This window comes from Nocardia sp. NPDC059229 (assembly GCF_042754165.1).
In the GTDB taxonomy this organism is placed as follows: Bacteria; Actinomycetota; Actinomycetes; order Mycobacteriales; family Mycobacteriaceae; genus Nocardia.
In genome coordinates this window covers 111,141-125,193 of record NZ_JBHZAK010000017.1, presented here as the reverse complement: position 1 = coordinate 125,193, position 14,053 = coordinate 111,141, and the positions used below count along the sequence as shown (strand labels likewise).

Genomic DNA, 14,053 nt, shown 5'->3' with positions numbered 1-14,053 from the left:
CTTCTAGATAAATCTGTAAAGCACCTAGGATGACCCACTGTGACAGCTCCGAAGTTGGCCTGGGGTGGGGATCCACCCATGGACGGCGCGGGCGCGCGGCAGCGGCTCGTCGAGGCCGCGGCCCGATGCCTGATCCGGTTGGGTCGCGCGCGCACGTCGATCAGCGTGGTCGCCGCCGAGGCGCGGGTCTCGCGACCGACCGTCTACGCACACTTCAGCGGCCGCGAAGAATTGATCGAACTCGCCGCGACGCATGTCTCGGCCGGGTTGTTCCAGCACATCGTCGACGAGGCGAGCCATGCGCCCACGGCAGCGGATTTCGTGGTGGAGGCCACCGTCGCGGGCGCGCGACTACTGCGCGAGACCCAGCGGACCGCCCTGTCCTCGGCAGGCTCCGCCGACGCCGAATGGCTCGCCACACTGATGACACCGGAGTCACTGCGGCTGGCCCGGCACTATCTCGAACCCATCCGCCAGTACGAGCCCGACCTGGAACTGGACCTCGACGAAATCGCGGAAACGACAATCAGATTCCTCATCTCGATCCTGCAATTCGACACGCCCGCCACCAGCGACTCCGAGCGCCTGCGCGGCTACCTGCGCCGCCGACTCGTACCCGCTCTCGGGCTGAAGTCCCGGCCATAGCCCCAACCGATGGGACAGAACCTCGCGAAAGCTCGGTCCAAGTGCGGGTCGTGGAGGACGATGAGGGCTGTGGGGGCCGATCCGGCCATCACGGTTCGAAGACGGAGAACCAACCTAGTGCGGTGCGGATCCGGCTGATTCGTGCCGAGGAAGGGTGCGCATCATGTCGACGCCGACCACACCGAGCATTGTCTTCGCTCACGGCTTGTGGGCCGACGGGTCCTGCTTCAGCAAGGTGATTCCCACGTTGCAGGCGGAGGGACACCAGGTGGTGTCCACGCAGAACAGCCTCGACACCTTGGAAGGTGATGTCGCCGCGGTCAAGCGGGCGCTGGGCCGGGTCAGCAGCCCGGCCATCCTCGTCGGTCACTCGTACGGCGGCACCGTCATCACGGCCGCGGGGACCGATGACCGTGTCGCGGGACTCGTCTACATCGCCGCGCTCGCCCCGGACGAGGACGAGACGTCGCAGAGTCTGCAGGCCAAGTTCCCCACGACGGATCTGTTCGCGCACATCGAGATCGCCGAGGGTCGAATCTGGTTGCGACCGGACGGCATCGAGTACTTCGCGGGCGATCTCTCCGAACAGGAGCAGCAACTCGTGCTGGCGACCCAGGGCGTCCCCACCGCGGACCTCTTCAACCAACAGGTCGCGGGCACCGCATGGAAGTCGACGCCGAGCTGGTACATCGTGGCCAGAAACGACCGCACCGTGCACCCCGAGCTGGAGCGCTTCTGCGCGAAACGCATGAACGCCAGCACCTACGAGGCGGACAGCAGCCATGTCCCCATGCTGTCCCAGCCCGGCCTGGTGATCGACGTGATCCGCACCGCCGCGAAATCCTGTCAGGGGGCGTAGCCGGCCTCGAACAGCGGGCAGAGCTGCAGCAGGCGTTCGCGAGAGCGGCTGCTCGAGTTTCGTTGTGCGGGAAGATCATTGCCGGGGAGACCTCAGGTGCCGGTGGGCCATCCGATTGCGTCGAAGACCGCCAGCGGGTCGAGGTAGTCGCGCCAGTGCACGATCTTGCGATCGGCGATGGTCAGCACCGAGATATAGCGGTTGGCGTAGGCTGCACCGGTGGCGACCGTACGGCCTTGGGATGCGTATTCGAGAACGACCACGCCGGTGTCCTTGTCGTGGTGGACGGCCAGGTCGTGGCAGCGGTCGAGGACGAAGGTCTCGCCGTAGGGGCGATACAGGTCGGCGATGGCTTGCCGGCCGATCACCCGGCGTGGATAGCCGGGAACCGTGATCACGTATTCGATGACGACGTCCTCGGCGAGCATGTCGAAGAAATGGTCGCCGTCCACGAGACCGTTGACGCCTTGCTCGATGATTCGGAAGAACGGGTCCAGGGCACGGAAATCCTCGAGATTGCCGATCCGGGTCATCGGGCTGTCTCCTTGCTCCAGGCTGCTGCCGTGCGGTGCGCGAAATCGGTGAAGTCCGTTGGCGCCGAACCGGTGACCTTCTCGACATCACCGGTGGGCCGTGAACCATGTCCGGACGCGATGGTTTCGGTCAGCATGCGCAGTACCGACGCATACTCGTCCGGAATTCCGCCCGCGATGGCGGCGGCGATCCATTCGTCGCGGTCGATGTCGAGATGAGTCACCGTCGTACCCGAGACGCGGCTGATGATGGCGGCCGCGTCCGCGACGGTGATCGCTTCGGGACCGGTGAGCGTGTACTGCGCGCCCGCGTGCGCGGCCGGATCGGCCAGGGTCGCGCTCGCGACCGCGGCGATGTCGTCCGCGTCGATGAACGCCTCCGCGCCATTGCCGGTGGGGACCGCGATGACACCGTTGACCGGAGCCAGGAAGGTTTCGCTGAAGTTCTGCATGAACCACGCCGGGCGCAGGATCGTGTGGCTCAGGCCAGTGCGACCGATCAGGTCGAGTTCCACACTGCGCGTGGCCATTTCCGGTGGCGCGGCGTCGACCCCGTAGGCGCTGAGATAGGTGAGGTGACCGACGCCGGCGGCCTCGGCCTGGTCCAGGAACGCCGCAACCTGCCCGGCGAAGTCGATACGCCCGACCGGACCGACGAGATAGACCCGTTCGGCACCCGCGAGTGCCGGTGCATAGGTGCGGGCGTCGCCCCAATCGAAGCGGACGTCGGCGCCGGTTCGGGCCGCGGTGCGCACCCCGATCCCAGCCGCGCGCAGCCTGCTCGCCACGCGCGAACCGGTCTTACCGGTGGCACCGAGCACGAGAGTGATAGCAGTCGGATACGTCATACGATCATCCTGGGGGCGTCGATTGAGCTTATCAATGCGCGAAACGCTCCAATTACGATGAGATACTCTCATCAAGTGGATGTTCTGCAAGACCATTTAGCGTGTGCCCGCGCGTCGGGCGGGGTCTTCGCCCGGTCGGTCGCACAACCACCGTGGGGGCTGCGGCTGCCTGGCACCATCCAGCTGACCGCGCACACCGTCGTCCAGGGCCGCGCATGGCTGTGGCTCGACGATCACACGGACGCGATCGAACTGACTCCCGGCGACCTGGCACTGGTCCGCGGCGGCCCCGACCACCACATCGCACACGAAGCGCGAGCAGCCTGTATCTCACCGGAACGCTTCCGCGAACTCCACACCGACGACCAGCACGCCGACCTCCGGAATGCGACGGTATTCCTGTGTGGCGCATATCGATTCGCCGGCGACGTCGGCCACGGCCTGATCCGGACCCTGCCCCCGACCCTGCTCCTGCGCACCGCCGCCGGTGATCCCCTGCACGATGTCATCGCGATGCTGTCGCGCGAGCTGAGCGGACCGGCCCCCGGACAGCAAACCGTCCTCGACCGGCTTCTCGATGTGCTGCTGGTTTTGGCGATGCGTGCCTGCTTCGAACAGAACCCGACAGCGCCCGCGTGGTACCGGGCGGCCGGCGATTCCCGGCTGGGCCCAGCGCTGCACGCCATCCACTCCGACCCCGGTCATCCATGGACGGTGCCCGAACTGGCAGCTCTGAGCCGACTTTCACGTCCCGCTTTCGCTCGGCACTTCGAACGGGCCCTCGGCCAACCACCCGTGCAGTACCTCACGGAATGGCGAATGACCCTGGCTCGTGACCATCTCCGTACCGGCGAGCTGACCCTCGACCAGATCGCCGACCGCACCGGCTACACCTCACCCAACGCCTTCGCCGCCGCCTTCCGCCGCCATCATGGGCAACCGCCGGGCCAGTGGCGTCGGACCGAGCTCGCCAGACCCTCCGAGCCGATCCACGGGGCATGAGCAGACGACGGCGATCGGACCCGGAACCTCACATACTCAATTCCGCTGCGCCCGTGCGAATCTCGATTGAAGAACCAGCGGTCAGGATGCCGTCTCGAGCCCGATCAGCAGGGCGGTGAGGATGCGGGTGAGTTTCGGTTCGACGTCGACCACGGCGTGGGCCAGCTCGGGGCGGGACTCGTAGAGCGCGCGCAGGCCGGTACCGGGCGCGGCCATCTGCCATAGCGCCCCGGCCATGCCGGTGGCCGTGGAGACGACATCGGTCGCCGCAATTTCGGTGATCGGCAACAGTTGGCGCAAAGTGGTTGTCAGAGTAGCGACTTCGGCGAGCACCTCGGCTTTGAACGCGTAGGCGGTCTCGAGGGAGACATTGCGTTCCAGGTTCATCGGGGCCTGCGCGAGCAGGTCGCAGAACAGCGGGCGCGCGACGAGCGAACTCGCCAGCGCGAACGCGATCGCCCCGGGATCACGATCGGCCGATTCGCCCAGCCGGGTTCCCACCTCGGCCGACCAATCCCGCCAGCCCTCGGCGGTGAGCGCCAGGAAGATCTGCTCCCGCGTCTCGAAATAGCGCAGCATGGCGGACTTGTGCATGCCGACGGCAGCGGCGATATCGGTGAGCGTGACCTCACGCACGCTGCGCTCACCGGCGAGCGTCCGCGCGGCATCGAGAATCGCCTGTTCACGTTGCTGTTTGGCCTCGGCACTGCGGGCACGCAGAGGTGGGGTCGGACTCATGACAGCCAGCATAGCGCAACACTGTTGCACTATTAATAAAACAGTGTTGTACTAACTTCAGTGGTTCGGAGGTCCCTTCGTCCCACCAGCACCCACCAGTGAGGAGTGGCAATGTCCCAGCCCACCATCGTGATCACCGGCACCTCGAGCGGCTTCGGACGTCTCAGCGTCGAGCGGTTCGCCGCGGCCGGATGGAATGTCGTGGCGACGGTCCGCAAGGAATCAGATCTGGACGTACACAAGGGAATCGACAATGTCGCGACCCTGCTGCTCGACGTGGACGACGAGGACGCCGATCTGGCCTTCGGCGAACTCGCGCTCGCCCAGTTCGGCCGCATCGACGCCCTGGTCAACAACGCCGGCTATTACCAGGCCGGACCGTTGGAGGCCACAACCATGGACCAGGCGCACCGGCAGTTCCAGACCAATGTGTTCGGGCTCATCGCGCTCAACAAGGCGTTCATCCCGATCCTGCGCAAGCAGGGTTCCGGCGTGATCGTCAACGTCGGCTCGATCAGCGCCGACCAGGGGTATCCGTACACCTCCGTGTACGAGGCGTCCAAGGCCGCGGTCGTCTCGCTCAGCGAGGGCCTGCACACCGAACTCGCTGAATTCGGGGTCGTCGTCAAGGCGCTGCTGCCCGGCAGCATGGACACCCGCATCTTCGACAAGGTCGACCGCGCCACCGACGTCCCGGCCGAATATCTGGACTCGATGACGCGTTTCGGATCGCTGAACCTGGTCCGCTCCGACCCGGCTCTCACCGCCGACGTGATCTTCCGCATGGTGACCGACGGCAACACCCGCAAGGTCCGCTACTACAGTGGCCCTGACGGCGAGGCCATCCCCCGCCTCAAGCAACTGCTCGGCCAGGACTGGTACTGGGAGGAATTCCGCCGGGCCACCCACGGCGACCCGACCCCGCTGTGGCAGGCCATGATGCCGCAGCCGGTAGCGAGCTCACCGAACAACTGAAGCCCTGCGAATCTCGGCCGGGACGGCAAGGATGAGAACCGGCCGCAGCACCGTGAAAGGGGCGTTTGCATGCCGACCCGGACCGTCGCCGATGTCCCACCGGTGATCGACGCCCCGCCACCGGGCGACGTCCGCCGCGCGGCCGATGCCCTTCGACTGGCGGCAGCCGTCGCTGTACTGACGGTAACGGTCGTATTGGCCACCGCGACACGCGATTTCGCGCGGACCTCGCAACAGGGACTGCTGCAGGCCGTGACCGCGCTGCCCCCGGGACTGCGCGATGCGCTCGTGGGAATCGTGCAGGTCGTCGCCATCGCCGCACCGCTGACCGCGCTGTGGACGGTCCGCACCCGGCAGCGTTGGGACGCGCTGGGGCGGATACTCCCCGCGGCCGGGCTCGGCGTGCTGATCGCTTGGCTGCTCACCGATCTCGCGCTGGCGGGAAGCAGGCCGGGACAGTGGCCCGACGTTCTGGCCGGCCGCGGCGGCCTCGTTCCCGCGGGCTGGCCGTCCATGATCTACCTCGCCGGATGCGCGGCGGCCGCAGTGGCCGCCGGACCCTGGCTCCCGGCACGCGGACGGCGCGCGGTATGGGCTCTGCCGATGTGGTGCGCGATTCTGAGCGCAGCCACTGCCTCGATCGCCCCGCTCGAGGCAGTGGCTGCGCCGGCCATCGGCGCGGTCGCCGGATCTGCGATCCTGCTGATCGGCGGCGCACCCGATGACCGGCCCTCGGCTCGAGCCGTCGCGGCGGCGCTCATCGATTGCGGGATACCCGTCACCTGCCTCACCGAACTCCCTGCCGCCGAACGCATCCCGGGTGAAGGGGTGCGGTATCTCGCCGAAACGTCCGGCCCGGCGCTCACCATCCGGGTACTGGCGGGTGACGACCAGCGTCGAGACCTGTTCCGGCGCTGGTCGCGGTGGTTCCTGCTGCGCGAACCCGGCGATGTCGCCCAAACACCCCTGGCCGCAACCGAACACGAGCTGCTCATGCTGGTGGCTGCCGACCGCGCGGGCGCGCGGGTGGTCGAGCCGGCCATCGCCTACCCGGTCGCCGGAGGCGGTGCGCTGCTGGCCACCACTCCCGTCACCACAACCACCCTGCAGAACCCCTCCGATGCGCTGCTCACCGACGTCTGGACCTCGGTCGCGCGCTTGCAGGAGCATCGCATCGCCCACCGCGCCCTGCGGCCCGACCATGTGCTGGTGACGCCGGATGGACGCACGCGACTGACCGCCTTCGCGCGGGGACAGCTCGCGGCGACGGCACGACAACTCGGGTCCGATGTGGCGGAGTTGCTGGCGGCCACCGCGATTCAGGTCGGGCCGGAGCGTGCCGTCGCCGCCGCGCTCGCCGGACTCGGTCCGGAGCGGTTGGCCACCGTCACGCCATATCTCCAGCCGCTGGCATTGACGAGCTCGACACGGCGCGCGGTCACCGACCGGGATCGAGCCGAAACACGCGCGGCCCGTGCGTCGGAGCGACGCCGGACCTTACATCCGGGCGGACGCCCGAGCCTGCTGCGCGACCTGGCCGCGCACGTGCGATCCGCAACGGATGCCCCGGAGCAGAAACCGGCGCCGCTTGCCCGGTTCACGTGGAAGCAGGCGCTGGGTCTCGCGGGCGGATTTCTGGTCCTGCATCTGATCCTGCCGCAGCTGTCGAACGCCGGGGCCGCCGTCGCTGCCCTGCGCACCGCCGACTGGTGGTGGATCCTGGCCGCCCTGCCGACGACCTTTGTCTCACAACTCTTCTCGACGATGCTGCAATCCGGCACGATTCCGGAGCGACTGCCGTTCCTGCCCAACTACACCGTCCAGTTCGCTGCGTCGTTTCTCAACCGGATAACTCCGAGCAATGTGGGGGGCATGGCGCTGAATCTGCGGTTCCTGCAGAAGGCCGGGGTCGACGCCGGGGCGGCGACCGCCTCCGTCGGGTTGCAGACTCTGCTCAATGGGCTCGGTTCGGTGGTCGTGGCCGTTGTCTTCTTCGCCTGGACCGGACGCGGCGGCCAGGTGCATCTGCAGTTGCCCACCGCCCGCGAACTGCTGCCGGTCCTGCTCGTCCTCAGCGTTGCCGGGGTGGGTTCGGCGATGACCGGGCCGGGCCGGCGGTTCCTGCGCGAGAAGGTCTGGCGGTTCCTGCGCTCTGCGGCCGACGCGATCGCTGCGATCGCCGCCGACCCGGCCAAGCTCGCACGCTGTGTGGTGGGCGGCCTCGGTCTGCCGCTCGTGCAAATGGCCGGTCTGGCACTGTGTTTGCACGCGTTCGGCGTCGGTCTGCCGTTCGTACAGGTGGGCGCGGTGTACATCGGCGCTCGCCTGCTGGCGAACGCCGCGCCCACACCGGGCGGGCTCGGCGCGCTCGAGGCCGCGCTCATCGCGGGGCTCATCGCGCTCGGGGCGGCCGCCGGCGCGGCTACCTCGGCCGTGCTCGTCTACCGCTTGCTCAGTTTCTGGCTCAACGTCCCGGTGGGCTGGGTCGCCCTCGGCATCGCCCAGCGCCGCGAATTCGTGTGAGCCCCCTGTCAGCTGGTGGCGCGGCGCATTTGGACGGCATGGATGGCCTCCATAACGCCGAGCACGATCAGCCACCAGCCGGTGACCAGCGCCAGGGCGGTGATGGAGGCGAATGGGGACACGATCAGGACGATGCCGCCCGCCACGATGATCAGTCCGAAGAGGGTCTGCCAGCCGCGAGCCGGGACCGCCGGGTCGGAGAGGGCCGAAACCAGTTGAGCGATACCGCGGAACAGCCAGCCGATGCCGATCCACAGGGCCAGCAGGAAGATGGATTCCAGCGCATCCCGGAAACAGAGGAAGCCCAGGATCAGCGAGAGCGCGCCGCTGAGCAGGGCCAGCACGCGGACCCCGGCGGGGACATGGTCGCCGCCTTCCAAATCGCCGTGCGTCGATTATCCGGGATCACGCGAGCTCACCGAAGGTGTTCCGGTACACCGATTTTCACCGTGCGGCGTGGCGGCCCGTGCGTCCGCCGCTACGCCGGCCACGCAGCGTGATCGGCAGGTGGTTCTCGGCACGTGGCGTCCGGTCGCCGCCCGTCAAATGGTGGTGATCATTCCGCCGTCGATGATCAAGTCCGATCCGGTGATATTGGCGGCCCGGGTGGCTGGCAAGATAGACAGCGAGGTCGGCGATTTCGTCGGGGCGCGCAAATCGGCCGGTGACGGTCTGTGATGCGGCCGGTGCACTCCGGTGGTCAATCCGCTCGAATCGGCAACGCGCCGACAATTCCCTCGATTCCGACCTAACCGACGTCTCCGATTCACAGACCGGGCCAGATCGGCACAGACCAGGCAGGTTCAGACATGGGCACCTCATCCACAATCGAACACCAAACCCGCCGACTGCTGGTGGCGCTGCCTCAGCCCTATGAGGAGGCGGTGACAGTTTACGAAAAGCTTGTCCCTCCAGTAGATCCCGCCGCATTCGCGCAGGCTGGATCCTGGAATGAGGTCCTCGAGATCGCAGCGCTCACAGCACCGCACGGGTTCATGTGTTACTACCGTAGCGATATCGGCGCCGCGATGGCGGGCTCGCCGTCCAAGGGGAGGGCCACGCAGTATCTGATGGGCAATCACACGATTGCCGAACGCATGTTCCGTCACGATCCTGCGGTCATGCTGCATGCGCCCTTACGCACCCTGGTGTTCGTGGGCCCCGATGGTGGGACGACATTCGCCGTCGACCAGCCCAGTCTGATGTTCGGCAGCTTCAATGATCCCATCGTCACAGCGGTGGGTCGTGAACTCGACAGCCTGTTGGCCACCCTCATCCGATTGCTCGGCGGTCAGGTACCGCAGGAGCTTATCGGCGAAAACGAATGACGATCGGTTTGCTCGGTCACATTCGGGTGCAGTCGAATTCGTGCCCCATGCCCGCCGCGGTAGATGGGAACTCGGCCGCGAGGGCTGTCATCAGAGATTGCCTTCAGGCTCTCACTTGTTCATGGATCCAGTGATGGGCCAGGGTGGTCCAGGTCGCGGCGTCACCAGCGCCGCGTGCCAGGCCGAGGCTATGGGGGCCATGCGGGAACACATGCACTGTATGGGGTACGTCGTTCGCAGCCAATGCAGAAGCCAGTCGGTAGGTGTGCTCGGGCGGCACGTACGCGTCCTCTGCGGTGTGCCAGACGAAAAACGGTGGTGCTTGGGGCGTCACCAGGGCGTCCAGCGAGGTCGACCGGCGTAGTTCCGGGCCGGCATCCTCACCGAGCAGGATCAGCCGGGAAGGACGGTAGGTCTCGGTCTCCATCGACGTGATCGGGTAGCCGAGAACGGCGAATTGAACTGCTTCGTCGGTGTCTGCTCCGGGCGCCAGCGCAGCCAGTCCGGCCAGATGGCCGCCGGCGGAGAATCCGACGACCCCGATACGCCGTGCGCCCTCGGCCCGTCGGCGGCGGATCTCGGCGCGTAAAGCCCTCAGCGGAACCGGGTGCCGCACATTGAGCGGGTAGTGGAAGACGCTTGCCTCAGCATCGATCGAGCGCAGCCAGTCGGCGACCGGTTCTCCCTCGTGCTGTGCGTGTTCGGCGTATCCACCGCCGGGCAGCACGATTATGTGCGTCCTGGTCATCGAGCCTCCCTCGCGTCCATTCCCGGTCTGTAACCACTTCGTCGCCTGCTGGGCGCTCGACATGTTCACACTTTGCAGCAGTCGACGTCGCTGTCGCACTCACCCGAATGAGTGAGCGCGGCCGCGACGTCGGGCCCAAGCTGGCTGCCCGAGGCACTGCGAGACCGGTGACTGGACAATCACCCGCCGCCGTCACCCCAAATCACCCGATCGAGGTGATGCACCTCGTCGTTCCGAAACTGTCGTGCGCTGTCAGACGCTTGGGTTCGACAGTCTCTCGAGCGCGTCCCGCAGTGCGGCTCGCGAGCTGATGCCGAGTTTCGGAAACACGTGGTAGAGGTGAGCTCCGACGGTTCGCGGGGAAAGGTAGAGGCGTTCGCCGATTTGCTTGTTCGTCAGGCCTGCGGCGGCCAGGGCGGCGATCTCGCGCTCTTGCGGAGTCAGCGGGTCCGGCGGCTCTGTCGCTCGGTCGGCGGCGGGCAGCCCGCTCGCACGTAGCTCAGCGCGACAACGGGTTGCCCATGGGATGGCGCCGAGCCGTTCGAATGTGTCGAGGGCGTCCGTCAGATGGCGACGGGCCTCGGAAGTCGACTTTGCCCTGCGGAGCCGTTCGCCGTAGGCGAGCCGAATCCGCGCGTGCGCGAAGGGCCAGCGGTTCGCCCCAGGGGTCGCCAGAGCGGCATCGAACGCGTCGCGGAAGGAGGCGGACGGCGCGGTCATTCCGGTGGCGCCTGCCGTGATCAGCGACAGCCGGGGCGAGAGGTCGGCGACAGCCGCCTGCTGGATGTCGGCGACGTGCGCCCTCGCCTCCCTCATCCGCTCGACCCGGACGGCCGCTTCGACCAGATCCAGCAGGACCCACAGCGCGGCGGGTTTGCAGACGGGCACCGTCTCCGGCGAGCAAATCTCGAGCGCGTGACGGTACGCGGTCTCGAATTCCCCACTGCCGAGCGCGTCGATGGCCTTCGCGTGCGCGGCGAGCTGCAATACGAAACCGATGCGATTCGGCCCGCCCCAACTCACCAGATCGTCGGTGAGACGCCGGACGGTCGTGCGATCACCACGGGCGGCCGCGATCATCGCCTGGTCGTACTGCAGGAAGCCGCCGAGCAGTCGGTAGTGATGCCGGGTCGTGAACGCGAGGCCCTCGTCGGCCAGCCTCAGCACGCCATCCCAGTCGCCGCTCAGCACACCGTCGAATCCCAGCAGCGCGAATGCTTTGATCGCCGATGCGATCGCGCCACCGGCACGGCCGTGCTCGACTACGCGCCACAGTGCGTTGCGGCATCCGGCCATCCGGTCCACATACATCGCCGCGATGGCGAGCCGCACCGCGTGGGCGTGATCGGACTGATCGCCGATACCGGCGATCGCCTCGTCGAGCAGCGGGAGCGACGGCCTCGCCAGTCGCGCGGGCTGGAGGAATGTGCTGCCGAGCAAGGTCAGGATTTCCGGAGGCTCGAGACCGAGCCCATCGAGCGCGGCCTGGTAATCGTCCAGCAGCTCGGCACGGGAACCGAAGGAGCAGTTCGCCTGCAGCACATAGACGATCTCGCTCAGCGGTGCGTCCCAGCCTCGGACCGGCTGTCCGACGTTGCGTAGCGCGCCGAGCAGCAGCCTGTGGATGGTATCGATGTCGCCGCCGCTGTTCACCATGTACGCCGCCGCGGCGACGGCGGCCGCCACCGTCCGGCCTTGCCCGCCGCGTCCGGCGGCAAGCGCGCGCGGATTCGTGAGATCCCCGGTGACGTCGGCGCCGAGATAGGTCGCGAACATGGCACGGCGGTCATGGTCGTCGGGACCCGGACTCAGCTCGGCGGCTCGCAGCAGCAGGTCGATCGCGCCGACCGGGTCGCCGCGTCCCTTGGTCTTCAGCGCTGCTTCCTCGAGCAGCTGCGCGATCTGTTCGTCCGGCGCCGATGCCGCCTCCGCGAGATGCCAAGCGCGCCTTTCGGAGTCGGCCGGATGGCGCGCTGCCAACCGTCGATGCGTCTCGCGCCGCTCCTGGTCGGTCGACAGCTCGACGACCGCAGATCGAGTAAGCGGATGCCGGAACTGGACGCCGCGGGTCACCGGATGGACACGGATCAGTCGGGCACGCTCGGCGGGCTCGAGCTCGCCGACCGAGATCGCCGGGAACAGCTCGCCGGTGCCGTCGAGCGCCGCGAGCAGCAGCTGGGCACGTGTCTCGGCGGGGAGCCCTTCGATCCGCCGAGCGAAGGTCAGCCGTAACCGTCGGCCGACGGGCGTGCGACCGACGCTGGGATCGGCAGCGGCCGGGCCGTCGTGTGTCGGAAGCTCGATCAGCGCCAGCGGATTTCCCTGTGCCTCGGCCAGTACCTGCCGGGCAGCCCGTGGCGGCAGGTCGGGGAAAGCCTCGGTGAGCAGCGCCGCTGCCGCGTCGTCGTCGAGCGGTCCGACGGCGATCTCCGGAAGTCCGGCCTCCTCGAACACGCTGCCCTCGCCCGTGCGCACAACACCGAGCAAGCCGATACCCGTGCCGTCCAGCCTCCGCGCGAGGAGGCCGAACAGAGTGGCGCTCGCTCGGTCGAGCCATTGCAGGTCATCGACCACCATCAGTACGGAGGACTCAGACGCGGCAGCGGACAGCAGGGCGAGCAGCGCATTGGTCAGTGCGAGCTGATCGGGCGCGGGTCCCACCGCGAGGCCGACGGCAACGCCGATCGCCCGCCGGGCGTCGGGCGGGAGGGCGGCGATCTCAGCGGAAAGCGGAGCGACCAGTTGATGAAGCCCGGCGAAGCTCACCTCCGCCTCGAACTCGACGCCGGACGCGCGCAGCACACGTGCGCCGAGCCCGGCCGCGTGGGCGGCCGCCGCACCGAGCAGCGCAGTCTTGCCGACTCCCACCTCGCCGGCCATGAGCAGCGCCCCGCCTTCGGCCACCGCGGTTTCGACGAAGCCGTGCAGCAGGCCCAGTTCGCGCGTACGTCCTACAAGCGGTCCTGTCGACACCCAACCCTGCACACGCAGACCTTACTACCGGCTGCACCTCGCTCCGACGGCCGAAGACAGTCATTTGACCGATTCGTCATGGCCTCCGGAATTCGTAGATTCACTGCTGTCCACCAGCTTTGGAAGGAAACAAGATGAGTGCCACCATCGTTCTAGTGCACGGCGGCTTCGTCGACGGCGCCGGATGGCGCGGGGTATACGACGCGCTGACGGCCGACGGCTTCGATGTCCGCATCGTGCAGAACCCGACGAAGTCCCTCGCCGACGACGCCGCTACTACACGCGACATACTCGACACCATCGACGGTCCCGTCGTCCTCGTCGGACACTCGTACGGCGGTGCGGTGATCACCGAGGCCGGCAACCACGACAAAGTCGGTGCGCTGGTCTACGTGACGGCCTTCGCGCCCGACCAAGGCGAGTCGGTCAACACGCTTCTCGGCACGTTCCCGGCCGACGGGCCGCAGCCGCCCATCCTGCCGCCGGTCAACGGCTACCTGTTCCTGGATCGCGGCAAGTTCGCCGAATCGTTCGCAGCCGATGTCTCCACGCAGGAGGCATCATTCATGGCCGACTCGCAGGTGCCGTGGGGGCTGGACGCACTCGGCGGCGTGGTGACGAAGGCCGCCTGGCATGCGAAGCCGAGCTGGTACCTGCACGTCACCGAGGACCGGATGATCCCGCCGACCGAGCAGGCCGCCATGGCGCAGCGCATCGGCGCCACCGTCGTCGAAACGCCCGGAAGCCACGCGATCTACGTCTCGCAGCCCGGAGTGGTCGCCGACCTGATCAAGAAGGCCGCGGCGACGCTCCAGTGAGGCCCCGGTGTGCCGCTCGGATGCTCCGGGCGGCACACCGCTGATCATGCTGTGGCAGTTCGG

At 67.6% G+C, this 14,053-nt stretch carries 14 protein-coding genes; 8 read left to right on the top strand and 6 right to left on the bottom strand.

The annotated features are described in order from the left end of the window. Positions 1–39: 39 nt before the first annotated feature. Together ACFXHE_RS32490 and ACFXHE_RS32485 are read left to right on the top strand one after the other, a co-directional pair. Positions 40–645, top strand: a complete 606-nt coding sequence (locus ACFXHE_RS32490; RefSeq protein ID WP_379388386.1) for a TetR/AcrR family transcriptional regulator — start codon at positions 40–42, stop codon at positions 643–645. A gap of 163 nt (positions 646–808) precedes the next feature. Next, positions 809–1,504: an alpha/beta fold hydrolase gene (locus ACFXHE_RS32485; RefSeq protein WP_379388384.1), complete on the top strand. Its 696-nt coding sequence runs from the start codon at positions 809–811 to the stop codon at positions 1,502–1,504. Positions 1,505–1,596: 92 nt separating this feature from the next. Here ACFXHE_RS32485 and ACFXHE_RS32480 read toward each other — a convergent pair whose 3' ends face one another. Then, positions 1,597–2,037 carry a nuclear transport factor 2 family protein gene (locus ACFXHE_RS32480; RefSeq protein WP_379388383.1) on the bottom strand — a complete coding sequence of 147 codons (441 nt, stop codon included), beginning with the start codon at positions 2,035–2,037 and terminating at the stop codon, positions 1,597–1,599. Beyond that, positions 2,034–2,885 carry an NAD(P)H-binding protein gene (locus tag ACFXHE_RS32475; protein WP_379388382.1) on the bottom strand — a complete coding sequence of 284 codons (852 nt, stop codon included), beginning with the start codon at positions 2,883–2,885 and terminating at the stop codon, positions 2,034–2,036. The genes ACFXHE_RS32480 and ACFXHE_RS32475 overlap by 4 nt, the downstream gene beginning before the upstream one ends. A gap of 75 nt (positions 2,886–2,960) precedes the next feature. On the opposite strand from ACFXHE_RS32475, the gene ACFXHE_RS32470 reads away from it, so the two are divergent. Then, complete coding sequence (locus ACFXHE_RS32470; RefSeq protein ID WP_379388380.1) at positions 2,961–3,887, top strand: cupin domain-containing protein; 927 nt, start codon at positions 2,961–2,963, stop codon at positions 3,885–3,887. A gap of 81 nt (positions 3,888–3,968) precedes the next feature. On the opposite strand, the gene ACFXHE_RS32465 is transcribed toward ACFXHE_RS32470, so the two are convergent. Then, positions 3,969–4,625: a TetR family transcriptional regulator gene (locus tag ACFXHE_RS32465; RefSeq protein ID WP_379388379.1), complete on the bottom strand. Its 657-nt coding sequence runs from the start codon at positions 4,623–4,625 to the stop codon at positions 3,969–3,971. 111 nt (positions 4,626–4,736) lie between these two features. Here ACFXHE_RS32465 and ACFXHE_RS32460 point away from each other — a divergent pair, with 111 nt between their 5' ends. Both ACFXHE_RS32460 and ACFXHE_RS32455 read left to right on the top strand, forming a co-directional pair. Next, positions 4,737–5,600: an SDR family oxidoreductase gene (locus ACFXHE_RS32460; RefSeq protein ID WP_379388378.1), complete on the top strand. Its 864-nt coding sequence runs from the start codon at positions 4,737–4,739 to the stop codon at positions 5,598–5,600. Between the two features lie 69 nt (positions 5,601–5,669). Beyond that, a complete protein-coding gene (locus ACFXHE_RS32455; protein ID WP_379388377.1) occupies positions 5,670–8,123 on the top strand; it encodes a flippase-like domain-containing protein in 2,454 nt (817 codons plus the stop codon). Positions 8,124–8,131: 8 nt separating this feature from the next. Here ACFXHE_RS32455 and ACFXHE_RS32450 read toward each other — a convergent pair whose 3' ends face one another. Next, positions 8,132–8,503, bottom strand: a complete 372-nt coding sequence (locus ACFXHE_RS32450; RefSeq protein ID WP_379388375.1) for an HdeD family acid-resistance protein — start codon at positions 8,501–8,503, stop codon at positions 8,132–8,134. Between the two features lie 76 nt (positions 8,504–8,579). Between ACFXHE_RS32450 and ACFXHE_RS32445 the strand changes: the two genes are divergently transcribed. Together ACFXHE_RS32445 and ACFXHE_RS32440 are read left to right on the top strand one after the other, a co-directional pair. Further along, complete coding sequence (locus ACFXHE_RS32445; RefSeq protein WP_379388373.1) at positions 8,580–8,801, top strand: hypothetical protein; 222 nt, start codon at positions 8,580–8,582, stop codon at positions 8,799–8,801. A 131-nt stretch (positions 8,802–8,932) separates the two neighbouring features. Further along, a complete protein-coding gene (locus ACFXHE_RS32440) occupies positions 8,933–9,451 on the top strand; it encodes a DUF302 domain-containing protein (protein WP_379388372.1) in 519 nt (172 codons plus the stop codon). Positions 9,452–9,554: 103 nt separating this feature from the next. On the opposite strand, the gene ACFXHE_RS32435 is transcribed toward ACFXHE_RS32440, so the two are convergent. Together ACFXHE_RS32435 and ACFXHE_RS32430 are read right to left on the bottom strand one after the other, a co-directional pair. Then, complete coding sequence (locus ACFXHE_RS32435) at positions 9,555–10,262, bottom strand: alpha/beta hydrolase family protein (RefSeq protein WP_379388370.1); 708 nt, start codon at positions 10,260–10,262, stop codon at positions 9,555–9,557. Positions 10,263–10,451: 189 nt separating this feature from the next. Beyond that, a complete protein-coding gene (locus tag ACFXHE_RS32430) occupies positions 10,452–13,172 on the bottom strand; it encodes an AAA family ATPase (RefSeq protein WP_379388368.1) in 2,721 nt (906 codons plus the stop codon). Positions 13,173–13,306: 134 nt separating this feature from the next. On the opposite strand from ACFXHE_RS32430, the gene ACFXHE_RS32425 reads away from it, so the two are divergent. Continuing rightward, on the top strand, positions 13,307–13,990 hold the full coding sequence (locus ACFXHE_RS32425) for an alpha/beta fold hydrolase (RefSeq protein ID WP_379388366.1): 684 nt from the start codon (positions 13,307–13,309) through the stop codon (positions 13,988–13,990). Positions 13,991–14,053: the final 63 nt, after the last annotated feature.